Source organism: Corynebacterium yudongzhengii, from assembly GCF_003065405.1.
GTDB lineage: Bacteria > Actinomycetota > Actinomycetes > Mycobacteriales > Mycobacteriaceae > Corynebacterium > Corynebacterium yudongzhengii.
This window is the reverse complement of the sequence record NZ_CP026947.1, coordinates 717,735-739,630: the sequence shown is the minus strand read 5'-3', so window position 1 is coordinate 739,630 and position 21,896 is coordinate 717,735. Positions and strand designations below refer to the sequence as shown.

The window sequence follows — 21,896 nt, the reverse complement described above, 5'->3', positions numbered from 1 at the left end:
CTTGAGGAGGAACGAATGACCGAGAACCAGAATCTGCGCAACTCCCCGCTGCATGACTTCCACGCCGAGGCTGGCGCCACGTTCACCGCGTTCGGCGACTGGAACATGCCGCTGAAGTACGACAAGGAGCTCGAAGAGCACAAGGCGGTGCGCGAGCGCGCCGGCATCTTCGACCTCTCCCACATGGGCGAGGTGCGCGTCACGGGCCCGCAGGCCGCGGAGTACCTCGACTACGTGCTGATCTCGAAGCTCTCAACCGCCAAGGTGGGCCAGGCGAAGTACTCCATGATCACCGCGGCCGACAGCGGGATCATCGACGACTTGATTACCTACCGCCTCGGCGAGGAGGAGTTCCTCGTCGTGCCGAACGCCGCCAACACCCCGGCCGTCCTCGAGGCGATGAACGAGCGCGCCGCGAACTTCGACGTCACCGTCACCGACGAGTCCACCGACACCGCGCTCATCGCGATCCAGGGCCCGAAGGCCGAGTCGATCCTGCTCGAGCTTGTCGACGACAGCGAGGCCGACACCGTACGCGAGATGCGCTACTACCGCTGTGCACAGCTTCAGGTCGCCGACAACGACGCTTTGCTGGCACGTACCGGCTACACCGGGGAGGACGGCTTCGAGATCATCGTGCCGAACGCCTCGGCGAGGGACATCTGGGACCGCGGCCTGGAGATCGGCAAGCAGTATGACGCGCTGGTGTGCGGTCTGGCCGCGCGCGACTCGCTGCGCCTGGAGGCCGCGATGCCCTTGTACGGCAACGAGCTGTCCCGCGAGATCACCCCGGTGGAAGCCGGGATGGGGCGGGCGTTCGCGAAGAAGGAGACGGACTTCGTCGGCAAGCAGGCGCTCACCGACCGCGCCCCGAGCGTCGTGATCGCCGGACTGACCTCTGAGCAGCGCCGGGCGGCGCGCGCGGGCGCGGAGGTCTATCGTGGCGACGAACGCATCGGCGTGGTCACCTCCGGCCAGCCGTCGCCGACGCTCGGCTACCCGGTCGCCCTCGCGCACCTGGATCCCGAGCGCGCGGAGGTCGGCACGGAGGTGGAGGTCGATATCCGCGGCCGCCGCTACCCGTTTAAGATCGCAGAGACGCCGTTCTACTCGCGTTCCTAGACACCCCGAATAACCACCTGAGAAAGGATCCCCATCATGGCTAACCTGCCCGAAGATTTCTCCTACTCCGAGGACCACGAGTGGATCAACACCACCGGTGACGTGAACGGGAAGACCGTGCGCGTCGGCATCACCTCCGTGGCCGCCGAGCGCCTCGGTGAGGTCGTCTTCGCCGAGCTGCCCGAGGTCGGCGATAGCGTGACCCACTCCGAGACCTGCGGCGAGGTCGAGTCCACCAAGAGCGTCTCCGACCTCTACTCCCCCGTCTCCGGCACGGTCACCGCGGTCAACGACGCCGTGCACGACGACTACGCCCAGATCAACGACGACCCGTTCGGCGCAGGCTGGCTCTTCGAGGTCGAGGTCTCCGAGGCCGGCCCGCTTTTGAGCGCCGCGGAGTACGCCGAGAAGAACGGCGTCTAAGTCCGGGCGGCTTGCGGCGGGCTGTAGACTACAGCTCATCATGTCTGCACCCCGTGAACCGTTTTTCCCCGCCGAGAAATCCATCCGCGCCGACGCGCAGACCGACCTGGATATTCGCTATCTGGGTCGCGTCGATTATCGCGAGGCCTGGCAGTTGCAGGCCGATCTCGCGAAACAGCGCTCAGCCGGAGAGATTGGGGATACGGTGTTGGTGCTCGAGCACCCCAACATCTACACCGCCGGCAAGCGCACCCAGGATTCCGATCGCCCGACCAACGGCCTCGAGGTCATCGACGTCGACCGCGGCGGGCGCATCACCTGGCACGGCGAGGGCCAGCTGGTGATCTACCCCATCATCCGCCTCGCCGAGCCGGTCGACGTCGTCGACTATGTGCGCCGGCTGGAGGAGGCGGTCATCCACATCGTGCGCCAGATGGGGGTTCCGGAGGCCGGGCGTATCGACGGCCGCAGCGGCGTCTGGGTACCGTCGACACGAAAGGCGGCTGATCCCGAGGCACCGCGGCGGGATCGCAAGATCGCGGCCTTAGGCATCCGTATCACCCGCGGGGTGACGATGCACGGCCTGGCCTTAAACTGCGACAACACCCTCGAGTTTTATGACCACATCGTCGCCTGCGGCATTGACGACGCCGACGTGACCACCCTCTCGCTCGAGCTGGGCCGCGATGTCACCGTCGACGACGCCGCGAAACCGCTCCTCGAAGCCCTCGACGACGTGTTGTCTGGCCGCATGACCGTCGCCGATCATAGCTTCGGCTCCGCCCCCGATCCCACCAAGTTGTAGGTTGGGAACCAAGACATGTCCCCGATCGCATTGTCGAGACAGAAGGATTCGGTGAAACAGTGACTGTCGCCCCCGAAGGACGCAAGCTGCTCCGTGTCGAACAGCGCAACTCGCAGACCCCCATCGAGTCGAAACCCCGATGGATCCGCAACCAGGTCAAAACCGGGCCTGAGTACGAGGACATGAAGAAGCGCGTGCGCACCTCGAAGACGCACACCGTCTGCCAGGAGGCAGGATGTCCCAACATCCACGAGTGCTGGGAGTCCCGCGAGGCCTCCTTCCTCATCGGTGGGGCGTTTTGCACCCGCCGGTGCGATTTCTGTGACATCGCCACCGGCCGCCCCGACCCATTGGATCGCGACGAGCCGCGCCGCGTGGCCGAGAACATCCGCGAGATGGACTTGAACTACGCCACCATCACCGGCGTGACCCGCGATGACCTCAAAGACGAGGGCGCATGGCTCTACGCCGAGGTCGTGCGCAAGATCCACGAGCTCAACCCGCACACCGGCGTGGAAAACCTCACCCCGGACTTCTCCGGTAAGCCGGATCTGCTCGAAGAGGTCTTCGCCGCCGAGCCGGAAGTCTTCGCCCACAACGTGGAGACCGTGCCGCGCATCTTCAAGCGCATCCGCCCGGCGTTCCGCTACGACCGCTCGCTGGACGTTATCAACCAGGCCCACAAGTACGGCCTGATTACCAAGTCGAACCTCATCCTCGGCATGGGCGAAACCAAAGACGAGGTCATCGAGGCCCTCCAGGACATGCGTGAGGCCGGCCTCGACATCATCACCGTCACCCAGTACCTGCGCCCGGGCCCGCGCTTCCACCCGATCGACCGCTGGGTGCGCCCGGAGGAGTTCATCGAGTACCGCGACATCGCCCAGGAGATGGGCTTCGCCGTCATGGCCGGCCCGCTGGTGCGTTCCTCCTACCGCGGAGGCAAGCTCTACGTCGAGGCGATGAAAAACCGCGGACGCACGCTGCCGGACAACCTCGCACACCTCGCGGAGACCTCCGACGGGGCGACCACCCAGGAGGCGTCCACCCTCCTGGAGAAGTACGGTCCGAGCGAGGAACACCCGGTCGGGTCGTTTCGCTAGTCATCGACCTGCTCGTTTAGAGTAGTAGGCATGGCTAAGGACTCTAAGGCGGCAGACAAGGCAGTGAAGAAGGCAGCACGCCAGGCCAAGCGCGAAAAGCGCGGGCAGACCTGGAAGCAGATGTGGCAGGCCTTCAACATCCTGCGCAAGCAGGACAAGAAGCTCATCCCGCTGATGCTGATCACGTTGATCGGCACCATGCTGGTGTTCTTCCTCATTGGTCTGCTGTGGGGCGGCCAGTGGTGGATGCTCGTGCTGGGTATTCCCGTGGGCATCCTCCTGGCCGTGCTGGTGTTTACCAAGCGCCTCGAGGCGTCGATGTATGACCGCATGTCGGGCGAGAAGGGCGCCGGCGGTTGGGCGCTGGAGAACCTGCGCAACACCGTCGGCGTGGCCTGGATTACCAAGACCGGCGTGGCGGGCACGAAACAGATGGATCTGGTGCACCGCGTCGTCGGCAACCCGGGTGTCGTGCTCGTGGGCGAGGGCAACCGCAACCGCCTGCGCCCGCTGATGACCCAGCAGGCCCGGCGCATCGACAAGGTGCTGGCCGGCGTGCCCATTCACGAGGTCTTCATCGGCGAAGACGAGGAGAAGGGCGAGGTGCCGCTGAAGAAGCTGCAGCGGCATATGCTGAAGTTCCCACGTAACTACCGCAAGAACGAGGTCTACTCGCTCTCGGCGAAGCTCGAAGCCATCGAAGTCCGTGGCGACGCCCAGACGCAAGGCCTGCCGAAGGGCCCGATGCCGCGCCAGGCCCAGAATGTCTCGGGCATGAACCGCCGCATGCGCCGCGCCTCCCAGCGCTCGAAGAAGCGCTAGGAGCGGATGACGACGGTGCCGGTGCCCCGGTCGTGCATGCCACGACCGTCGGCGTCCACCATGGCGGCGGGAAGAATAAACGCCGTGAGAACGGTGCGCACCACTGCGCGCCAGAGGCCGACGCGGGCGCCGGGGACGTCGACACGCGCCACGCCCAACCCCAGCACCGCCATGCCCGGGGTGCGGGCGAAGAGCCAGCCGCCGATGATGCCCACGACGAGCCACAGCAGCAGCGTCAGCGTCGGGGTATCACCTAGGGCATCGGTGATGAAGGCGTTGATGAAGCCGGCGACTATCATGCAGGCGATCCAGTCAATGATGACCGCGGCGGCGCGCCGAGCTACCGACGCCATTGAACCCGGGCCCCGCTTAGGCAGGCCGAGCTTCTCGCCGGGCCACTTGCTCAGGTCATCCGGACCGTCGTATTCCGAGGGAATATGGGGTCCGTCGAGCCAACTACGTCTGGATTCAGCCATGATGGCAGCATATCGTTTGCCCACGGTGGGGGTGAAATGTGACGCATTATCCCCCGAGTTACCTAAGGGGCAACGCACAGCCATTACGATTTCCCCAGAGGCCTTCCCGTATCGTGGGAGCGGTAGACCATCCGTCGCAGACCTAGGAGAACCCCGTGGCTTTTAAGAACAACGACGACGTCATCAAGTTCATCAAGGATGAGGGCATCGAGTTCCTCGACATCCGCTTCACCGACGTCCCCGGCATGGAGCACCACTTCACCCTGCCGGCCTCCGACTTCGACGAGGACGCCGCCACCGCTGGCATGGCTTTCGACGGCTCGTCGATCCGCGGGTTCACCACCATCGAAGAATCCGACATGACGCTGCTGCCGGACCCGACGACCGCGTACGTCGACCCGTTCCGCACCGTCCCGACGCTGAACATGCAGTTCTTCGTCAACGACCCTTTCACCTACGAGGCTTTTAGTCGTGACCCGCGCAACGTGGCGAAGAAGGCCGAGGAATACCTCGCCTCCACCGGGATCGCCAACTCCGCCTCTTTCGGCCTGGAGGCCGAGTTCTACCTCTTCGACAAGGTCTCCTACGCCGCCGAGGCCAACTCCGCGTTCTACCACCTCGACTCCTCCGAGGGCTGGTGGAACCGCGCCAACGAGACGGAGCTCGACGGCTCCCCCAACCTCGGCAACAAGACCCGCATGAAGGGCGGCTACTTCCCCAACACCCCGGTGGATAAGACCCAGGAGGTGCGCGACGCCATCGTCAAACGCCTCCAGCAGGTCGGCTTCGAGGTCGAGCGCTTCCACCACGAGGTAGGCACCGGCGGCCAGAACGAGGTCAACTACCGTTTCGACACTCTCCTGCAGGCTGCCGACGACCTACAGACTTTCAAGTACATCGTGAAGAACACGGCGCAGGAGCACGGCACCGTCGCCACCTTCATGCCGAAGCCGCTCGCCGGTGACAACGGCTCGGGCATGCACGCGCACCAGTCTCTGTGGAAGGACGGCGAGCCGCTGTTCTACGACGAGTCCGGCTACGGCGGCCTGTCCGATACCGCCCGCTACTACATCGGCGGCCTGCTGCACCACGCTCCGGCTGTGCTGGCGTTTACCAACCCGACGCTGAACTCCTACCATCGCTTGGTCAAGGGCTTCGAGGCGCCGATCAACCTCGTGTACTCGCAGCGCAACCGCTCCGCGGCCGTGCGCATCCCGATCACCGGCTCCAGCCCGAAGGCCAAGCGCCTCGAGTTCCGCGCCCCGGATCCCTCCGGCAACCCGTACCTGGGCCTGACCGCCATGCTCATGGCCGGCATCGATGGCATCAAGAACCGCATTGAGCCGCACGCGCCCGTCGATAAGGACCTCTACGAGCTGCCGCCGGAGGAAGCCGCCTCCATCCCGCAGGCCCCGACCTCCCTCGAGGCCGCACTCGAGGCCCTGCGCGAGGATCACGAGTTCCTCACCGAGGGCGACGTGTTCACCCAGGATCTCATCGAGACCTACATCGACTACAAGTACGAAAACGAGATTCAGCCGGCGCGCCTGCGCCCGACCCCGCTGGAGTTCGAGATGTACTTCGACTGCTGACAGCTGCACCAGGCCGGTTGTCGGTTTTGGTGCTGGTTATTCATACAGACCTAGCTCATCAGAAAGAACCGTAAGTTCATCCGCACTCGGCGCGCTGTTTAAGGCTTCTCTCGCGTTTGAACGCTTGCACGCTCGAGGCGCGCAAGCGGCGGTGAGCGCCCTCCTTATGCCCCTCCACGATGCCTTCGTTCAGCAATTTAACGACTTGGGCCTGAGAGACGTTAAGCAGGTCAGCTGCCTGTTGGGTAGTCAGTTCTGGGCCCAACGGAATCACTCCTACAGATCATCCTGCGGCAGTGCCTGCCACGGTTTCAGGGAGTAAGGCTATGGCATCGCGCGGTGGATGGACACCCTCCCTCACATCGTCCTTCCCGCAGAGAGGTACTGCAGGATCGCTTTGACCCGCCGGTTTTCCTCTTCCGGCTGCAGGCGGAGCTTGACGAAGATGTTGGACACGTGCTTCGCCACGGCCGCGGCAGAAAGCACCAGCTCTTCGGCGATGTCGCGGTTCGACTTGCCGCGCGACATCAGCTCCAACACCTCTTTCTCGCGTGGGGTGAGATCCCCCAACCCGCCTCGACCGGCAGACATCAAGGCGCTGGCCACGCTCGGGTCGATGACGGTTCCTCCGGCAGCGACGACCTGCAGGCTCGTCAAGAAGTCCGCGACTTCGGCCACCCGGTCTTTGAGGAGGTAGCCCGTACCAGAGGTCGGGTCCTGGAAGAGCTCCACCGCGTAGACCGGTGCGACGTACTGGCTCAGCACCATCACCGCGAGCTCCGGGAACTCCTCACGCAGGCACACCGCACTCTTCAGGCCGTCATCGCTCATGCTCGGTGGCATCCGCACGTCGGTGATCAGCACGTCGATCCCCTCCGACCCGAGCGCACGGACCGCCTCTTCCATGGCCGGGGCGTCATGCGCCTGGCCAACGATCTCGTGGCCCTGGCGCTCCAACAGCCCGGCCAACCCGGCACGCAGCAGGGTGGCGTCGTCAGCAATAAAGATCCTCACGGCGTATCCTCTTTTTCCGGGTTGGGCATGGCGCTTCGTCCTCGTTCTAAAAGCAGCGGGATGCTGGCCACCACCCGGGTCGGCCCACCCTCCGGGCTGCTCAGGCTCAGGGTGCCGCCGAAGGCCTCCAGGCGGTAGGCCATCCCCTCCAACCCTCCGTGGGGAACCATCCGCGCACCGCCCGGGCCCTGGTCGACGACCGAGATCCTCAGGTTCTGATCCGCCATGACCAACACGCTGACCTCGGCGCCCGGCGCGTGCTTGCCGGCGTTGGTGAGCGCCTCGGCTGCGAAGAAGTACCCCGCGGCCAACACCGAGGGTGCAAGCACCGGCAGATCATGCGGGGCGCGCACCACCACGTGCGGCCCATAATGGGCCGCGACCTCGTCCAGGGCCGCGATGAGCCCGCGGTCGCGCAGCACGTGTGGGGCGATGCCGCGCACCGTCTGCCGCAACGATGCGAGCCCGGCGTTAAGGTCGTGGTGCGCGGCGTCGATAAGCTCTTTGACCTGCGGCGGAGCGCTCAGCGAAGCTTCGCCCAGCTTCATCGCGGCGGCGACAATATATTGCTGGGTGCCGTCGTGGAGGCCGCGCTCGATGCGCTGGCGCTCGATTTCGTAGGCGTCGGCGATCGCGCGGCGGGAGCGGGTGAGCTCCGCGATCTTCATGGCCTGCTGCTGTTCGAAGCTGCTCTGAGGCCGGCGTCTTTTTCTCCACACGATCCTTCACTCTAAAAGGTCTGTCGCCAGCGGGGGTAGAGCTAGGACTACCCTGAAAAGCACTGCCTACACCATGTCGAAAGGCGCGCTGGCTTGGTGCAATAACAACCATGACACATTCACTTGTTTTAGATGACGTGACCAAGAGCTTTGGTCGAACCAGTGTGCTGGAAGGCATCACGCTCACCATCGACCCCGGGGAGACGGTGGCGGTGATGGGGCCGTCGGGATCCGGCAAATCGACCCTGCTGCACTGCATGTCCGGGATGCTCACCCCCACCGCCGGCAGCGTCTCCTTCGGCGATCTGCAGATCAGTGCGTTGGACGATCGGGCGCGCTCGCGCCTGCGGCTGGAAGAGTTCGGCTTCGTCTTCCAGGACAGCCAGCTGCTGCCGGAGCTGACGGCCGTCGATAACGTGGCTTTACCCGCCATCTTGACGGGGATGCCGCGAGGCAAGGCACGCGATATCGCGCAGAACCTCCTGGCACAGCTGGGTATCGACGTCCTAGCCTACAAGCGCCCCGGGCAGGTCTCCGGCGGGCAGGCACAACGCATCGCCATCGCGCGGGCGCTGGCGGGCTCGCCGTCGATCGTGTTTGCCGACGAGCCCACCGGCGCGCTCGATCAAACCACCGGGCAGGAGGTCATGCAGCTGCTCACCGCGGTCGCCGCCAATAACGGCACGACGCTGGTGGTAGTCACTCATGACGTCGCGGTCGCCTCCTGGCTGGACCGGCGGGTGGAGATCCGCGACGGCATCATCCACAACGACCAGATGATGCGGGGTGTGCGGTGAAGACGCTGGCTTTGCTCAACCATTTGCGCGCCTCCGGGGGTGGGTCGAACAACGGGATGGGCGTGATCCGTCTGATCGTGCTGGCCGCGTTCACGCTCAGCTCGACGATCGCTTTCAGCCTGGTCAGTGGCACCTGGATGTTCTATCAGCGCGCGGAGCACCCCTTACGGCGAGATCGCGATGATCCTCGGCAACGCCAAGGATGTCTACAACGAGCTCTACCAGTGGGTGGCCTTAGCGATATTCGCCTGCATCGTCCTCGTGCCCGCGGTGCAATCCTTAACGGCACAGGCGGCGGTGGTCACGGCCTCTGGGCGCGAGCAGCGCTTCGCCGTCCTGCGCCTGCTGGGTGTCAGCGCCCAACAGATCACCCGCATGACCGTGGCGGAAACGGCACTGTATTCGCTGATCGGCATCGCAGCCGGCCTGTTTGGGTATGCCTGCCTGCTCCCGGCGCTGACTTACGTGGAGTTCCAAGGCGAACAGATCCGCATCCACGAGGTGCTGCTGCCCTGGTGGGGTTATCTCGCGGTGGCGGGGGTGCTCTTGGTCATCGCGGTGGGCTCTGCGTGGTTCGCCATGCAGCGCGTGCGTATCGATCCGCTGGGGGTGGCCAAACGCGCCGTGCCGGCCGCGGTGCGCGGCTGGCAGGCCGTTATTGGGGTGGGCCTCGCCGTCATCACCCTGCTGGCGCTTCGCTCTGTGGAGCTCACCCCGGAGATGGGTATGTCGCTGGGGATACTAATGCCGGCCATCGTCATGATCGCGGTGGTCTACCTCATCGCCCCGTTCGCCGTGCAGCTCAGCGCGAAGGTTGTCGCGTTGCTACCGGGATCGGCGCGCTATGTCGCGGTACAAAGGGTGGCCGCCAATCCGAAGCTGGCGTGGCGACGCGTCGCCGTCTCCGCCTTTTTGGGCTGGATCATCGGCTTTCTGGTCGCCTCCCCTATCGGGGATTCCGCTACCTGCTATCGGGGATTCCGCTACCTGGGGGATGGACAATATCAGCATCCTATTTAAAGACATTACCACCGGCATCTTTTTGACCTTGGGTTTCGGCTACGCGCTCATGGCCATCTCCTTGTATCTCGGCCAAGCCGCCGCCGTATTCGAAAGCGCGGAGCTAACCCGCAGCCTGCACTTGGTGGGCGTGGGCCGGTGGTTCCTCACCCGCGTGGCCCTCTGGGAAGTCATGGGGCCGATGCTTTTGGTCTCGCTCTTGGGCTTCGCCAACAGTTCGCTGGCAGCGGTCGTGCTGTTCGCAGAGATCACCCCGGAAGGGTATCTCTCCCGCTTCTTGGGCGCGCTCACGCTGGTCGGGCTGGGCTGGGTGATCACCGTGCTGGCGATCCTGGCGGTCGAGCCGCTACGCGGGAAAGTCTTCGCGCGCTTAAGCCTCCGGCAGGACTAAATCAGCATGCCGAGCGCCCACGCGGCGAGCACCATGAGGGCGGAAAAGGCCCAGGCGATCGGGAAGGTCACGCGGATGTGCTTGCCCATGTTCGCCTCCGCCAGGCCGATGCCCAACCAAAGCGCCGGGGAGAACGGCGAGAAGAACGTGCCGATGATGTTGCCGATAATCAGCGCAACGGCCACACCCATGGCGGAGACCTCGAAGGTGCCGGCGGTCTGCTCGACGACTGGGAGGATCGAGAAGTAGTACGCGTCGGTGGAGGTCAACAGGTCCAGCGGCACGCCGAAAAGCCCCACGATGATATGGACATAGGGCCCGAGCGCTGCCGGCAGGACGCCCACCAGGGTGACCGCGATGGCCTCCAGCATGCCGGAGGCGTTGAGCACGCCGAGGAACATCGCCGCCGCGAGCAGGACACCCGCCATGGACAGCGCCGAGGGCGCGTGGCGTTTGAGGGTATCGGACTGGTTCTCGGCTGTCGGGAAGTTCACCACCAGTGCCAGCGAGGTGGCGATCAGAAACACCGGGGCTGGGCCGATGATGCCGGAGACCAGCATCGCGATCACCACCACGGTGAGTGCAACGTTGACGATGGTGACCCAGGTGGCGTCGCGACGGACCACCCCGTCGTCAAGCCTTTGCTGCCGCTCCCGCGCCACGAAGTCGTCGGCGACCTTATGCACATCGACCGAGGCGGAGCCGCGGAAGTCTCCGGAGGCCTGCAGCTTGGCGATCCGCCGCATCTCCTGATAGCCGAGCAGCGCGGCGATCGCGAACACCATCACCAGCGAGAGCCCCTGGATGGGCAAAAGCTCCCGCCAGATCTCATCGGGAGTGGTGTCGATGACCGTGGCGGCGCGTCCCACTGGGCCCGCCCAGGGCACCATGTTCATCACCGAGGCGGACAGCACGACGATCGCGAGCAGGATGTAGCGCGAGATGTTCAGCGCCTTATACAGCGGCAGAAGCGCCGGGATGGTGATGAGGAAGGTGGAGGCACCCGCGCCATCGAGGTGCGCGATCACCGCGATCGCGGCGGTGCCGAGGGTCACCAGGACCACGTGCCCGCGGGTCATCCTGATTAAACGTTCGATGATCGGGGTGAAAAGCCCCGCATCCTGCATGATCCCGAAGTAGATGATGGCGAAGATGAACATCACCACGACGTTCATCACGGACTCGAGGCCCTCGCCGAAGAAGTCGCCGATCTCGGGAATGGAAAAGCCAGCGAGCAGCGCACCGGTGACGGGGATGAGCGTCATCGCCACCACAGGGTTCGTCCGGCCCCGGATTAAAATACCGACGGTCACGGCAATGATCGCCAGTCCGATAAACGTCAGTCCCAGCTCGGAAGTCACGGCCTTCATCCCTTCACTCATCAGGCTCATGCACAGTGTCGTGCAGAACGGAGTGATTTTATCACACTGGACTTCTGCGACTCTAAGGAGCACAATCACAGAGCATGAGCCACGATGAGTACGTCGCCGCCCTCGTCGAGAGGGAGATCGCCTACGCCAACGAGGTCGTGGCGGCTCAGCTTCACCCCGAGCCGGAAGCCGACCCGATGAGCGCGCACCTGCCGCTCATTGTTGCGGTGGTGCTGATCGTCTCCGTGTCCACCACCCTCGCCTCGCTCGGCGCGGTGGTGTTCTTCTAAGTTCTGCTAAGTTCTCACATCGGCCACTCGCGGAAGCCGATCGCCGCCTTTACGCCGACGCGCCTTCCCGTCGCGTGCGCCATCTCCGGCAGGAAATCCTCCGGCGCCGGGTGATCCAGCAGATCCGCGAGGTATTCCTCGTGCGCGTTGAGCGAGTCGATCCCCTGGCGCAGCGGCCCGCCGGTGACATCCACGTAGACGTTGCACCGCTCATCCGGGTAGCCGCCGATGAGCAGGCGCTGTGTTACATGGGGTTCCAGGCCGTCGTCGAGAAGCTCGCGGTGAATCCAGCGGGTGCCGGCATCCCGGATCGCGTCGACCACCGCCTCGCCGACGATGCGGTGATCCACGTGGTTGAGGCCCCAGGGCACCTCCATCTCGAAGTTAGAGGTGACGACGATATCCGGGCGCCGCTTGCGGATACTCCGGGCGATCGCGCGGCGCAGGGGCAGGCCGGGTTCGAGGTGGCCGTCGGGAAAGTCGCAGATCTTAAGGTTGTTGACCCCGACGATCTCGCAGGCCCGGGATTGCTCGCGGGCGCGCAGCGGGCCGACGATCTCGGGTTCGCGCTGCATACCGGCCTCTCCGGAGGTTAGCAGGAGGTAGTCGACCTCGATGCCGGCGGCGGTCCAGGCGGCGACGGCGGCGGAGATGCCATACTCGAGGTCGTCTGGGTGCGCGGCTACGCACAGGATGCGCCGCACGCCGTCGAGGTCCAGGGTGGAAAGCGAGGGGTTTGTGGTCATGTCTGCAAGTGTAGCCTCGGGCGCATGGCCATAGATCTGACGTTGCGCGCCACCGACGCGGCGGACATGCCCGCTATCCGTGCGGTGCTGGATGCCCACCAGGTGCAGGCCGATGGGCTCTACCTGCACGCCCCGGGGATCGACGGGGTCTTCGAGTCCTCGTATCTCGGCTCGGCGAGCTTTTATGGCCAGCTCTTCGGCATCACTCCTTCTCCGGCGGCGTGCTCCTTGCTTTTCGATCTCGCCGTCGCCGGCCCCTTGATCATCACCTGCGAGCCGGGACCGCCGCAGATCGTGCTCTGCGGTGCGGGCATCGAGCCCGCCGAGGTCGTCGACGAGTCCATACCGCCCTGATATCTCATCACCTGCCGGGTGGATAACGCCGAAGAGCTCCAGGCGGTCCTGCACGGCGAGACCACGCCCTATCGCGTGCGCCTGGCTGATCGCTACTGGGATCTCACCGCCGCGCCGGCCGACTACCGGCGCTTCTTATAACCCAGCCGCGGCGTGAACCCTTCGGGCCGCTTACGCTGCGCGGCGGCGTCGGCGATGATCAGGCGCAGCCAGGGCTTCTCGACGGGCATCCGCGTCACCGGAAACCACCCGACCTCTGCAGACTCGTCGTCGCCGACGACGGGCTCATCGTCCCCGAGCGCGGTGAGCCTCAAGGCCACCGACATGTAGGTCGCCTGATCGCCGTTGGCGTGGACGACCGGCTCGGTAGCACCGACGCCGAGCAGGGCGTCCACGCGGGCGTCGATACCCGTTTCCTCCTTCACCTCGCGCACGGCGGTGACATGCGGGTCCTCCCCGGGCTCGCAGATCCCAGTCACGGGGGTCCAGGCGCCGTTGTCCGAGCGTTTGACCAGCAGCACCTCCGGGGCCGCCCACACCGAATCGTCGGTGGCATCGCGAAGCACCACCGCGGTGATCCCCGGCAGCCACAGCGGGTCATGGCCGATCTTCTCGCGTAGGTCAACGATGAACTCAGGGATGGGCACCGGATACTCGCTTCCTTGATCTGCTGCTCGATCTTCTGTACTCGCCGGCAATTCTAGCGGCCCGCCTCGTGCCCACCCGCTAGACTCGGTGATCATCATGTCGACTCCAGTTTCCGCGCAGCCTGAAGACGCCGCGCAGCGCCGCGAGTGGTGGCGCCCGGCGGTACCGGTGATGTATCCGGTTCTGGTGCTCGCGGCCGTCGTCACGCTGGTGGTCCTCTTCGCCTACGAGACCGAGGCGGACGGGAAGCGCTATCCCTTACCCGAAAACGCCGAGCCTGCCGCTCCCCCGCCTCCCGGGCCGCCGGGGCCGGAGCCGGCAGACATCGCGGTGCTGTTCAACCCGGCACTCATCGAGGTCGACTACGCCACCGACCAGGCCCACTCAATGCTCATCGAGGGCGAGGCCACCGACAACGCGATGCAGAACACCGGGGCTCTCGCCGAGCATCTGGCGCAGATGACGGCGGATCACTGCATCGACAACCTGGCGATCTCCACCCCGGCGGAGCTGACCCTAAAGATCTGGAGCTACTGCCACGTGCCGGTGGACCCGGAGGCCGTGGAGACGCTCACCGACTTCGCCGTCTCCCACGGCGCCGGCACGGTGCGCTTCTCGCACTACCCGGGACCCGGCCAGCAGCGCGCGTCCATGGTGTGGGAGACCGACGACCCGGAAGAATTCCGAAAGATTACCGAAGACTGGAAAGACATCGAGTTGCCGGCGGCGATCGCCGGGATCTCCTTCGTGGTCTACGCCACCGGTGAGGCCGGCGATACCAGCGCGTTCGGCGATATCAGCCACGTGGACGGGCTGAACATCATCACCCCGTGGAGCCAGACCGGCGCCGAGGACTAGCGCGCGGCTAGGCCACCGGCGTGAACTCGGCGTCGGGCACGACTTCGTCGATGACGGCCTTGATCTGCGCGATATTCGCGAAAGCGATGGAACCGGCGGCGGAGTCGATGCCATCGCCCGGGCAGGAGGGATCGCCGTTGATCTCATCGCTGCGCGTGCCGGAGACCAGCCCGATGACGGCCTGGCGGCCGTCGATCTCCGCGATCACCGGCCCGCCGGAATCCCCGCGCTGCGCGCAGATGGCGGCGGTATCCCCAATCGAGCGGACGTCTTCTTCGGTGGCGGGATCGACCATGATGTAGTGCTCGCCCTGGGTGCCCAGCTCGCCGCAGGTGCGCCCGGTGGTGCCGCCGAGCTTGCAGGCGGTCCCGCCGGGTTCTGTCTGCGAGGCCAACACCGTCGGCGCGGGCTCTTCCCCGCCGGCGATGGCCAGCGAGTCCGGCCGCGTGATCTCGATAATGGCGACGTCGGGGCGCACGTCGTGCTCGCCCGCGCCGGGATGGTCGAGGCCGGAGTAGATGACGTGGCCCATCTCGGTGGTGTAGTCCGCGATGGTCTCGCCGTTGCGGGGGAAGACGAGATCGCCCTGGGAGCCACAGTGCGAGGCGGTGACGGCGTACATGCGGCCATCGGCGCCCGTGAACGAGAACGCGGCCGTGCATTCGGTGGCAGTAAACGGCACGCCCGGCTCCGGGTACTCCTCGAGCAGGCTGAACGTCGCCCCAGGCGCCCACGGACTGGAGACCGGGGTGACGGCGGCGACCGGCTCCTCGTCGACTTCGGGGGCGGGGGTCAGCTCTGGTTCGGGCTCGGCGCGCTGGATGTTCTCGTTGGCGGCGACTGACGGGGCCGTGGCGTCGGCACGCGGCTCCGGCTGCTCGGCGTCCAAGCCCACGGCGGTGACCCCGACGACGCCGAGGCCAGCGATCACAATGGCCGCGCCCCAGGCGATGTTTTCTCTAGTTTTCGGCATCCTCGCCGCCCGTGTCCTCAGTACCCTCGGCCTCTTTGCGGGCCGCTTCCGCCTTCAGTTCACGGGCGAACTTCTCGGGATCGAATTCCTGGAAGTATTCGGGGCCGCCGAAAAACTCCTGGCCCATCTAGTTCTCCTTCTCCGCTGCGTGTTCGGAGATAAAGCGTTTCACATCCTCAGCGTTGTTGTCCATATCGACGACGTGACGCTCCCCGTCCTCGATGCCCGCGAAGCGCACCGGGGTGGCCGGGAAAGAGCCGATGGCCTCGGTAATCGTCTCGGAGAACTTCACCGGCAGGGCGGTTTCCAAAACGATGATCTCGGTGTCGATGTTCTCGAGCCAGTCGCGGGCGACCTTTACGCCGTCGGCGGTGTGGGGGTCGATGAGCGTATCCAGCTCCTCGTGCGCACGCCGGATCTGATTGATGCGATCGGCGTGGGTGGACGAGCCGGAGGCGATGCCGAACTCGGGGATGATGTCGAGCATCTTGGTGTCCTCGGAGAGGTTGAAGCCGCCCTCCTTGAGCTGCTCGCCGAAGATGTCGGCGACGCGGCCCGGCTCGCCGTCGAGCAGGTCGTAGATGAAGCGCTCGAAGTTCGAGGGCTTGACAATATCCATCGACGGCGACGAGGTCTTCTGCGCGCCGCCGAGTCCCTTGGTGTGGAAGTAGCCGGTGTTGAAGAACTTATCCAAGCCGTCGTTTTCGTTGTTGGCGATGATGATCTGATCGATCGGCAGGCCCATCAGACGCGCGACGATGCCGGCGTAGGCGTTGCCGAAGTTGCCGGTGGGCACGGCGAAGGAGATCTCGGTCTCGTTGTCCTCGACCGTGCGGAAGTACAGCGCAAAGTAGTACGCGACCTGCGCGAGGATGCGGGCGAAGTTGATCGAGTTGACCGCGCCGATGGAGTACTCGGCCTTAAACGCGGCATCGCCGTGGACGGCCTTGACGATGTCCTGGCAGTCGTCGAACGTGCCGTCGATCGCGATGTTGTAGATGTTCTCCTCGTCCAGCGAGTACATCTGCGCCTGCTGGAACGGGGTCATGCGCCCGGCCGGGGTGAGCATGAACACGTTGATGTTGTCGCGCCCGCGCATCGCATACTCCGCCGAGGAGCCCGTATCGCCCGAGGTGGCGCCCAGGATGTTGAGCTTCGCCCCGCGGCGAGTGAGCTCATATTCGAAAAGCTCGCCGAGCAGCTGCATCGCCATGTCCTTGAACGCGGCGGTCGGGCCCTCAGAGATGTGGCCGAGGTAGAGGCGCTCGTCGAACTTATCGACGCTCACGATCTCCTCGCTGCCGAAAGCCTCCGCGGTGTAGGCGCGCTCGGCGATGGCCTCCAGGTCCTCGTGCGGGATGTCATCGATGTAGAGCTTCAGGATCTCCGCGACGAGCGCTGCGTAGCCCTTCGTGTTCAGTGTCTCGCGCAGTGAGGCGAGGTCCTCGGAGACGTCCGGGTACTCGGCCGGCAGGTACAGGCCCCCGTCGGGGGCCAGTCCCGACATGAGGATGTCGGTGAACTTCGCGGCCTGCAGGTTGGTGTCACGGGTTGAGATGTAATCCATACCTCACAGCCTACTTCTTGAAGCCGAGACAAAACACGCATAATCCCCCGGTGTTCTCCCGGGGGTAGCCCCCGGGGTCTATAGTTCGGCCTCATGAGTCCATCGTCGCGTCCCGATCCCCGTCAGCAGGTGACCCGGCGCGCCCTCATCGTGTGGGGCGCTGCGGTGTTGTTCTACATCGTCGCTATCACCGGCCGCACCTCCTTCGGCGTGGCGGGTGTCGACGCCATCGCCCGCTTCGAGGTCGACGCCTCGCGCATCGCTGTGTTCACGGCGGTCCAGGTGGGCGTCTACGCCCTCGCGCAGATCCCGGTGGGCCTGCTCATCGACCGTTTCGGCTCGCGGCGCGTGCTCATCATCGGCGCGGTGCTCATGGGTGTAGGCCAGATCATCTTAGGCCTGACCAGCAACTATTGGGTGGCGATCCTCGCGCGCGTGTTCATCGGCGCCGGCGACGCCTCGGCCTTCTTGTCGGCGATGCGCCTTCTGCCGTTCTGGTTCCCGGCGCGCATTACTCCCCTGTTCACCCAGCTCACCTCGGGTCTGGGCCAGCTGGGCCAGTTTTTCTCGGCGGTGCCTTTCCTGTGGCTGCTCGGCGCGCAGGGCTGGACGGTCGCGTTCGTCTCGCTCGGTGCCGTGGGCATCCTCGTGGCCATTGCCGCCGGCGTGGCGATCTCCGATGCCCCCGACGGCAGCGACGACGAGGATTCCCCCACCGATTCCCCGGAGCCCGGGCAGCTCACCGCCCGCGAGATGCGGCGCAAGAAGTCACGGTTTTTCAACACGCTGTCGACCGTGTTGAAGCACCCCCTGTGCTGGCAAGGCTTTTTCATCCACTGGACGGGCATGCTCAACCAGATCGTGTTCACCCTGCTGTGGGGCGTGCCGCTGATGACCCTGGGCATGGGCCTGGACAACGCCCAGGTCGGCCTCGTTTTGACCATCAACACGATCTCCACGATCGCCGCCGGCCCGCTGCTCGGGTGGGTCTCGCAGCGCACCGGCTACAACCGCGACCTCGCCGTCGTGGTGCTCGCCGGCATCATCGGGATCGCCTGGTTGATCTTCATCCTGCCGGCCGAGCCGCGCTCGTTGGCGGCGATCATCGTGGTCAACATCATCATGGCCGTGTTCACCCCGACGGCAAACTTCGGCTTCGACAACGTCCGCGCCCGGGTGCATCGGCGCGTCGTCGCCACCGGCACCGGCCTCGGCAACATGGGCGGCTTTCTCTCGGGCATGCTGGCCGCCCAGCTGGTCGGCATCACTCTGGATGCCTCCTCGGCCGGCGAGACCTACCAGTGGGCGGACTTCCGCCTCGGCTGGCTCGTGGTCTTGGTGATCTGGGCGCTCGGCATGACCGGCATCCTACTCACCCGCGCGTGGGTCAAGCGCTGGGAGAAGCGCGCCGGCCGCGGCGTGCGCATCGTCGATTCCTCGGATTAGTGGCGGCGTTCCTCGCCGAGCAGCTGCGCGATGAAGCGCAGCGCCGCCTCGCTGCCGGTCGAGGTATCGCTGCGGTGGTGGTCATGCTCGCTTCTCGACGACCGGTTTAGCGCCCCACCGCTGGCCTCAAGGTGCAGGCGGGTCTCGTCGAGACGCACCGGAGCGTCGTTGCTGATGCCGGCGGTGCGGGCGGCCTCGACGAGGTTGGCGAGATCGGCGAAGGTGGCGTTATCAAGATCGATGGACAGGTTCAAAGCCATAGGCGTTAAGCCTCCTTATACGTGCTCTCCGCTGGGGGTTTCTCCCCAGAAAATGATATCGACAATGTTGCGTGCCCGGCGGGTGAGCCGCAGATACATCTCGAGGAACTCCTGGTACTCCGTGGCGGGCCAGCCGGCGGCGCCGGCCACCCGGGCTAGCTCGGGGCCGGGCTGCGGCAGCTGATCCTGGCGCTTGCCGCGCACGAGGACGAGTGCGTTGCGCGCGTTCGTCGCCATCGTCCACGCATCGCGCAGGATGCGCACGTTCTCCGCGGAGATGATCTCGGGATCATCGCGCTTTTCGAGTACGTCCAGCACCTCGAGGGTGGAGGTGTTGTGCAACTCGGGGATCTCGTGGGCGTGTTCCATCGTAATGAGCTGCACGGTCCACTCGATGTCGGACAGCCCGCCGCGCCCCAGCTTGGTGTGGGTGGTGCGATCGGCGCCGCGGGGCAGGCGCTCGTCGTCGACACGCGCCTTAATGCGCCTGATCTCGCGCACCTGGGCGGGGGTCGCGCCCTCGGCCGGGTAGCGAAAGCGGTCAATCATCGTGAGGAACTTCTCGCCCACCTCGGGATCGCCGGCGACGAACGTGGCGCGCAGTAGGGCCTGGATCTCCCAGACCTCGCCCCACTTTTCGTAGTAGCGCTCATAGGATGTGATCGTGCGCACCATGGGCCCGGATTTGCCTTCAGGGCGTAAACCCAAATCGAGCTCGAGCGGCGGGTCGCCCGAGGGTTTCGACAGACGCTTGCGCATACCGTCGATAATCCGGATGGCCCACTTGATGGCGTCGGCATCGTCGATACCCGCCACCGGCTCCGCGACCACCATGCAGTCCGCGTCCGAACCGAAGCCGAGCTCGTGGCCGCCGAGACGGCCCATGCCGATCACCGCGAGCCGCGCCGGCGGCTCGTCATAAGTCTCCGATGCCGCGAGGTTGGCGCGCACCTCGGCGAGCAGCGCCGCCTGGATCACCGCGATCCAGACCTGGGAGAGCTCGTTGCAGACCCGGGCGACGTCCATGAAACCGAGCAGGTCGGCCGCCGCGATGCGCGCTAAGTCGACGCGGCGCAGCGCCCGGGCGCGGGAGACGGCTTTGTCCGGGTCGTCGTGGCGTTTCGACGCCGCCACCAACGCCGTACGCACCTGCCCCGGCGCGGTTTCCAGAAGCTTGGGCCCGGAGGTGCCGTCGGAGAGCTGCTTGACCACATCGGGGGCGGCGATGATGAGATCCGAGGTATAAGGGCTCGTGCCCAGGATGAACATGAGGCGCTGGGCTACGATGCCCTCGTCGCGCAGCATCCGCAGAAACCACGTGCGGTCGAAGGCGGCCTCGCTGAGCTTGCGGTAGTTGAGCAGGCCGGCATCCGGGTCGGCGGTCTCGGAGAGGTACTCCATGAGCGTCGGCAACAAGATGGCCTGCAGCTTCGACTTGCGGGTCTTGCCCGCCGCCAGGGAGGTGAGGTGCTCGAACGCGCGCTGCGGGTGCTTGTAGCCGAGCGCGGCGAGCTGGTTGCGCGCGGCCTCCGGGGAGAGCTTGAGCTCGTCCACGCTCATGGTCACCACGGAGTGCAGAAGCGGGCGGTAGAACAGCTTGGAGTGCAGGTTGGAGATCTGCCGGCGCAGGGTGCGTAGCAGCGACTCCAGATTCTGGACGGCCGAACGCTGCGCATTCGCCGTAAAGCCACTCGCGGCGGCGAGCCAGCGCCACGCCTTGGTGTCCTCCTTCTCCGGCAGCGCGTGGGTGCGGCGCAGACGCTGCAGCTGGAGGCGGTGCTCGAGCAGGCGGAGCCACTCGTAGGCGTCGATGAGCCTTTGGCCGTCCTCGCGGCCGATGTACCCGCCGTCGACCAGCGCCTGCAGCGCCTTCGTGGTGGATAAGACGCGCAAGTTCTCATCCGAGCGGCCGTGGACCATCTGGAGCAGCTGGACGGCGAACTCGACGTCGCGTAAGCCGCCGGAGCCGAGCTTGAGCTCCCGGTCGCGTAAGTTTTTGGGCACGTTGTCGATCACGCGGCGGCGCATGCGCTGGACGTCGTCGACGAAGGAGTCGCGCTGGCTGGCGTTCCAGACCTTCTCCGCGAGCGCGTCGACGTAGTCCTGGCCGAGCGCCACCGCCCCGGTCATGGGCCGTGCCTTCAGCTGGGCCTGGAACTCCCAGGTCTCCGCCCAGCGCTCGTAGTAGGCCACGTGCGATTCTAAGGTGCGCACCAACGCGCCGGAGCGTCCCTCGGGGCGCAGGTTCGCGTCCACCTCGAAGAAGCACGCGGTGCCGATGCGCATGAACTCGCTGGCCACCCGGGTGGCTTTCTGGTCGGCAGGCTCGCCGACAAAGATGACGTCCACATCCGAGATGTAGTTGAGCTCCTCGGCACCGCACTTGCCCATGGCCAGCACCGCCAGGCGGCGCTGGGCGGTGGCGTCGGTGTCCTCGCCGAAGATCTGGGTGATCGCCACGGCCAGCGCGGCGGTCAGCGCGGCGTCGGCCAGGTTGGTGAGCAGGCCGGTGACCTCCTCGTAGGGGAGTTTCTCCAGGCTCACCTGGTCCTTGCGGGCGGCGAAGGTGCCCGCTAAGTCATAGGCGGCGATGCGCATAACATAGCGCCGGTAGGTCGATTTGAGGATCTTCTTCGCCTCCGCGCCGGTAATCTCCGCCCGGTAGGTACCCGGGGTGCTTAGATCCTCACTGGCCGATTGATCGCCGGCCGCCGGGGCGGCGTTGACGCAGCCGAGCATCCCGCGGAAGAGATCGGCGCTGCTGGGCACGGGCTCGGTGAGCTCGGACCACTGCTCGGGGTTGGCGATGAGGTGATCCCCCAGCGCCGTGGAGCCGCCGAGCAAGGCGAGAAGCCGGGTGCGGAGAGTGGCGTCGTCGTGAAGCGCACTCTTTAACTCCGCGTAGTTCTCACCGAGGTTCTCCGCGAGCCGGCGCAGGGCGTTCAGCGCCAGATCTGGATTGCCCGCCCCGGCGAGAGTCCACAAAAGATCGACGGAGGCTTCGGTATCAAAACCCAGCCACTCAAGGTCCTCGGTGGCGTGTGTACCGGTCAGGCCCAGCGAGGCGGCCGACGGTACCTTCTTGCGCGCATGTGCCATA

General features: G+C 65.6%; 26 protein-coding genes. 14 read left to right on the top strand and 12 right to left on the bottom strand.

What is annotated here, in order from left to right:
- Positions 1-15: 15 nt before the first annotated feature.
- From gcvT to C3B44_RS03455, 5 genes are read left to right on the top strand one after another with little or no spacing between them, the layout of a single operon-like run.
- On the top strand, positions 16-1,122 hold the full coding sequence (gene gcvT / locus C3B44_RS03475; protein ID WP_108431149.1) for a glycine cleavage system aminomethyltransferase GcvT: 1,107 nt from the start codon (positions 16-18) through the stop codon (positions 1,120-1,122).
- 36 nt (positions 1,123-1,158) lie between these two features.
- Positions 1,159-1,545, top strand: a complete 387-nt coding sequence (gcvH, locus tag C3B44_RS03470) for a glycine cleavage system protein GcvH (RefSeq protein ID WP_108431148.1) — start codon at positions 1,159-1,161, stop codon at positions 1,543-1,545.
- A 40-nt stretch (positions 1,546-1,585) separates the two neighbouring features.
- Complete coding sequence (gene lipB / locus C3B44_RS03465) at positions 1,586-2,350, top strand: lipoyl(octanoyl) transferase LipB (protein ID WP_108431147.1); 765 nt, start codon at positions 1,586-1,588, stop codon at positions 2,348-2,350.
- 59 nt (positions 2,351-2,409) lie between these two features.
- On the top strand, positions 2,410-3,453 hold the full coding sequence (gene lipA, locus C3B44_RS03460) for a lipoyl synthase (RefSeq protein WP_108431146.1): 1,044 nt from the start codon (positions 2,410-2,412) through the stop codon (positions 3,451-3,453).
- 30 nt (positions 3,454-3,483) lie between these two features.
- Positions 3,484-4,275 carry a DUF4191 domain-containing protein gene (locus C3B44_RS03455; RefSeq protein ID WP_108431145.1) on the top strand — a complete coding sequence of 264 codons (792 nt, stop codon included), beginning with the start codon at positions 3,484-3,486 and terminating at the stop codon, positions 4,273-4,275.
- On the opposite strand, the gene C3B44_RS03450 is transcribed toward C3B44_RS03455, so the two are convergent.
- Positions 4,272-4,751, bottom strand: a complete 480-nt coding sequence (locus C3B44_RS03450) for an RDD family protein (RefSeq protein ID WP_108431144.1) — start codon at positions 4,749-4,751, stop codon at positions 4,272-4,274. The two genes, C3B44_RS03455 and C3B44_RS03450, sit on opposite strands and share 4 nt — an antisense overlap.
- Positions 4,752-4,906: 155 nt before the next feature.
- Here C3B44_RS03450 and glnA point away from each other — a divergent pair, with 155 nt between their 5' ends.
- Positions 4,907-6,343, top strand: coding sequence for a type I glutamate--ammonia ligase (gene glnA, locus C3B44_RS03445; RefSeq protein ID WP_108431143.1), 1,437 nt, complete (start codon positions 4,907-4,909; stop codon positions 6,341-6,343).
- A gap of 76 nt (positions 6,344-6,419) precedes the next feature.
- Here glnA and C3B44_RS12165 read toward each other — a convergent pair whose 3' ends face one another.
- The 3 genes from C3B44_RS12165 to C3B44_RS03430 all read right to left on the bottom strand — a co-directional run bounded on the left by C3B44_RS12165 (position 6,420) and on the right by C3B44_RS03430 (position 8,076).
- The gene (locus tag C3B44_RS12165) at positions 6,420-6,617 is read right to left on the bottom strand and encodes a helix-turn-helix domain-containing protein (RefSeq protein ID WP_108431142.1); all 198 of its coding nucleotides are present in this window, start codon (positions 6,615-6,617) and stop codon (positions 6,420-6,422) included.
- Between the two features lie 83 nt (positions 6,618-6,700).
- Positions 6,701-7,357 carry a LuxR C-terminal-related transcriptional regulator gene (locus C3B44_RS03435; RefSeq protein WP_108431141.1) on the bottom strand — a complete coding sequence of 219 codons (657 nt, stop codon included), beginning with the start codon at positions 7,355-7,357 and terminating at the stop codon, positions 6,701-6,703.
- Positions 7,354-8,076 carry a sensor histidine kinase gene (locus tag C3B44_RS03430; protein ID WP_242979249.1) on the bottom strand — a complete coding sequence of 241 codons (723 nt, stop codon included), beginning with the start codon at positions 8,074-8,076 and terminating at the stop codon, positions 7,354-7,356. The genes C3B44_RS03435 and C3B44_RS03430 overlap by 4 nt, the downstream gene beginning before the upstream one ends.
- A 110-nt stretch (positions 8,077-8,186) precedes the next feature.
- Here C3B44_RS03430 and C3B44_RS03425 point away from each other — a divergent pair, with 110 nt between their 5' ends.
- The 3 genes from C3B44_RS03425 (at position 8,187) to C3B44_RS03415 (ending at position 10,284) form a co-directional block, all read left to right on the top strand.
- Entirely contained in the window at positions 8,187-8,873 is a 687-nt protein-coding gene (locus C3B44_RS03425) for an ABC transporter ATP-binding protein (protein ID WP_108431139.1), read from the top strand.
- A gap of 180 nt (positions 8,874-9,053) precedes the next feature.
- Positions 9,054-9,893 (top strand): FtsX-like permease family protein, encoded by an 840-nt coding sequence (locus C3B44_RS03420; RefSeq protein WP_108431138.1) that lies wholly within the window; start codon positions 9,054-9,056, stop codon positions 9,891-9,893.
- Positions 9,868-10,284, top strand: coding sequence for a hypothetical protein (locus tag C3B44_RS03415; RefSeq protein WP_108431137.1), 417 nt, complete (start codon positions 9,868-9,870; stop codon positions 10,282-10,284). Before C3B44_RS03420 ends, C3B44_RS03415 begins: the two co-directional genes overlap by 26 nt.
- On the opposite strand, the gene C3B44_RS03410 is transcribed toward C3B44_RS03415, so the two are convergent.
- Entirely contained in the window at positions 10,281-11,645 is a 1,365-nt protein-coding gene (locus C3B44_RS03410) for a CitMHS family transporter (RefSeq protein ID WP_108432536.1), read from the bottom strand. The genes C3B44_RS03415 and C3B44_RS03410 overlap by 4 nt on opposite strands.
- 104 nt (positions 11,646-11,749) lie before the next feature.
- On the opposite strand from C3B44_RS03410, the gene C3B44_RS03405 reads away from it, so the two are divergent.
- A complete protein-coding gene (locus C3B44_RS03405; protein WP_108431136.1) occupies positions 11,750-11,944 on the top strand; it encodes a hypothetical protein in 195 nt (64 codons plus the stop codon).
- A 14-nt stretch (positions 11,945-11,958) separates the two neighbouring features.
- On the opposite strand, the gene C3B44_RS03400 is transcribed toward C3B44_RS03405, so the two are convergent.
- Entirely contained in the window at positions 11,959-12,690 is a 732-nt protein-coding gene (locus C3B44_RS03400; protein WP_108431135.1) for a PIG-L deacetylase family protein, read from the bottom strand.
- A gap of 24 nt (positions 12,691-12,714) precedes the next feature.
- Here C3B44_RS03400 and C3B44_RS03395 point away from each other — a divergent pair, with 24 nt between their 5' ends.
- On the top strand, positions 12,715-13,044 hold the full coding sequence (locus C3B44_RS03395; protein ID WP_108431134.1) for a hypothetical protein: 330 nt from the start codon (positions 12,715-12,717) through the stop codon (positions 13,042-13,044).
- A gap of 18 nt (positions 13,045-13,062) precedes the next feature.
- Positions 13,063-13,185: a hypothetical protein gene (locus C3B44_RS12055; protein WP_268876427.1), complete on the top strand. Its 123-nt coding sequence runs from the start codon at positions 13,063-13,065 to the stop codon at positions 13,183-13,185.
- On the opposite strand, the gene C3B44_RS03390 is transcribed toward C3B44_RS12055, so the two are convergent.
- Positions 13,167-13,691 carry an NUDIX hydrolase gene (locus C3B44_RS03390; RefSeq protein WP_108431133.1) on the bottom strand — a complete coding sequence of 175 codons (525 nt, stop codon included), beginning with the start codon at positions 13,689-13,691 and terminating at the stop codon, positions 13,167-13,169. The two genes, C3B44_RS12055 and C3B44_RS03390, sit on opposite strands and share 19 nt — an antisense overlap.
- Positions 13,692-13,788: 97 nt before the next feature.
- Here C3B44_RS03390 and C3B44_RS03385 point away from each other — a divergent pair, with 97 nt between their 5' ends.
- Positions 13,789-14,550 carry a hypothetical protein gene (locus C3B44_RS03385; RefSeq protein WP_146183464.1) on the top strand — a complete coding sequence of 254 codons (762 nt, stop codon included), beginning with the start codon at positions 13,789-13,791 and terminating at the stop codon, positions 14,548-14,550.
- A 7-nt stretch (positions 14,551-14,557) separates the two neighbouring features.
- On the opposite strand, the gene C3B44_RS03380 is transcribed toward C3B44_RS03385, so the two are convergent.
- Genes C3B44_RS03380 through thrC form a run of 3 tightly spaced genes read right to left on the bottom strand, consistent with a single transcriptional unit; the run spans position 14,558 to position 17,090 of the window.
- Positions 14,558-15,523 carry a trypsin-like serine protease gene (locus C3B44_RS03380; protein WP_108431131.1) on the bottom strand — a complete coding sequence of 322 codons (966 nt, stop codon included), beginning with the start codon at positions 15,521-15,523 and terminating at the stop codon, positions 14,558-14,560.
- Positions 15,510-15,650, bottom strand: coding sequence for a hypothetical protein (locus tag C3B44_RS11735; RefSeq protein ID WP_199222410.1), 141 nt, complete (start codon positions 15,648-15,650; stop codon positions 15,510-15,512). Before C3B44_RS11735 ends, C3B44_RS03380 begins: the two co-directional genes overlap by 14 nt.
- Positions 15,651-17,090: a threonine synthase gene (thrC, locus tag C3B44_RS03375; protein ID WP_108431130.1), complete on the bottom strand. Its 1,440-nt coding sequence runs from the start codon at positions 17,088-17,090 to the stop codon at positions 15,651-15,653.
- A 93-nt stretch (positions 17,091-17,183) separates the two neighbouring features.
- Between thrC and C3B44_RS03370 the strand changes: the two genes are divergently transcribed.
- A complete protein-coding gene (locus tag C3B44_RS03370) occupies positions 17,184-18,536 on the top strand; it encodes an MFS transporter (protein ID WP_108431129.1) in 1,353 nt (450 codons plus the stop codon).
- On the opposite strand, the gene C3B44_RS03365 is transcribed toward C3B44_RS03370, so the two are convergent.
- Together C3B44_RS03365 and C3B44_RS03360 are read right to left on the bottom strand one after the other, a co-directional pair.
- Positions 18,533-18,796 carry a hypothetical protein gene (locus C3B44_RS03365; RefSeq protein ID WP_108431128.1) on the bottom strand — a complete coding sequence of 88 codons (264 nt, stop codon included), beginning with the start codon at positions 18,794-18,796 and terminating at the stop codon, positions 18,533-18,535. The genes C3B44_RS03370 and C3B44_RS03365 overlap by 4 nt on opposite strands.
- Before the next feature lie 15 nt (positions 18,797-18,811).
- Positions 18,812-21,895, bottom strand: a complete 3,084-nt coding sequence (locus C3B44_RS03360; RefSeq protein ID WP_108431127.1) for a bifunctional [glutamine synthetase] adenylyltransferase/[glutamine synthetase]-adenylyl-L-tyrosine phosphorylase — start codon at positions 21,893-21,895, stop codon at positions 18,812-18,814.
- Position 21,896 lies beyond the last annotated feature (1 nt).

Excerpts from the sequence above, each read along its gene's own strand:
- C3B44_RS03380 (WP_108431131.1), bottom strand. The coding sequence starts at position 15,523 with ATGCCGAAAACTAGAGAAAACATCGCCTGGGGCGCGGCCATTGTGATC.
- C3B44_RS03395 (WP_108431134.1), top strand. The coding sequence starts at position 12,715 with ATGGCCATAGATCTGACGTTGCGCGCCACCGACGCGGCGGACATGCCC.
- C3B44_RS03360 (WP_108431127.1), bottom strand. The coding sequence starts at position 21,895 with ATGGCACATGCGCGCAAGAAGGTACCGTCGGCCGCCTCGCTGGGCCTG.
- C3B44_RS03420 (WP_108431138.1), top strand. The coding sequence starts at position 9,054 with ATGATCCTCGGCAACGCCAAGGATGTCTACAACGAGCTCTACCAGTGG.
- C3B44_RS11735 (WP_199222410.1), bottom strand. The coding sequence starts at position 15,650 with ATGGGCCAGGAGTTTTTCGGCGGCCCCGAATACTTCCAGGAATTCGAT.
- thrC (WP_108431130.1), bottom strand. The coding sequence starts at position 17,090 with ATGGATTACATCTCAACCCGTGACACCAACCTGCAGGCCGCGAAGTTC.
- C3B44_RS03405 (WP_108431136.1), top strand. The coding sequence starts at position 11,750 with ATGAGCCACGATGAGTACGTCGCCGCCCTCGTCGAGAGGGAGATCGCC.
- C3B44_RS03415 (WP_108431137.1), top strand. The coding sequence starts at position 9,868 with ATGGACAATATCAGCATCCTATTTAAAGACATTACCACCGGCATCTTT.
- C3B44_RS03400 (WP_108431135.1), bottom strand. The coding sequence starts at position 12,690 with ATGACCACAAACCCCTCGCTTTCCACCCTGGACCTCGACGGCGTGCGG.
- C3B44_RS03365 (WP_108431128.1), bottom strand. The coding sequence starts at position 18,796 with ATGGCTTTGAACCTGTCCATCGATCTTGATAACGCCACCTTCGCCGAT.
- gcvT (WP_108431149.1), top strand. The coding sequence starts at position 16 with ATGACCGAGAACCAGAATCTGCGCAACTCCCCGCTGCATGACTTCCAC.
- C3B44_RS03385 (WP_146183464.1), top strand. The coding sequence starts at position 13,789 with ATGTCGACTCCAGTTTCCGCGCAGCCTGAAGACGCCGCGCAGCGCCGC.
- C3B44_RS03455 (WP_108431145.1), top strand. The coding sequence starts at position 3,484 with ATGGCTAAGGACTCTAAGGCGGCAGACAAGGCAGTGAAGAAGGCAGCA.
- C3B44_RS03370 (WP_108431129.1), top strand. The coding sequence starts at position 17,184 with ATGAGTCCATCGTCGCGTCCCGATCCCCGTCAGCAGGTGACCCGGCGC.
- C3B44_RS03450 (WP_108431144.1), bottom strand. The coding sequence starts at position 4,751 with ATGGCTGAATCCAGACGTAGTTGGCTCGACGGACCCCATATTCCCTCG.
- lipB (WP_108431147.1), top strand. The coding sequence starts at position 1,586 with ATGTCTGCACCCCGTGAACCGTTTTTCCCCGCCGAGAAATCCATCCGC.
- C3B44_RS03425 (WP_108431139.1), top strand. The coding sequence starts at position 8,187 with ATGACACATTCACTTGTTTTAGATGACGTGACCAAGAGCTTTGGTCGA.
- gcvH (WP_108431148.1), top strand. The coding sequence starts at position 1,159 with ATGGCTAACCTGCCCGAAGATTTCTCCTACTCCGAGGACCACGAGTGG.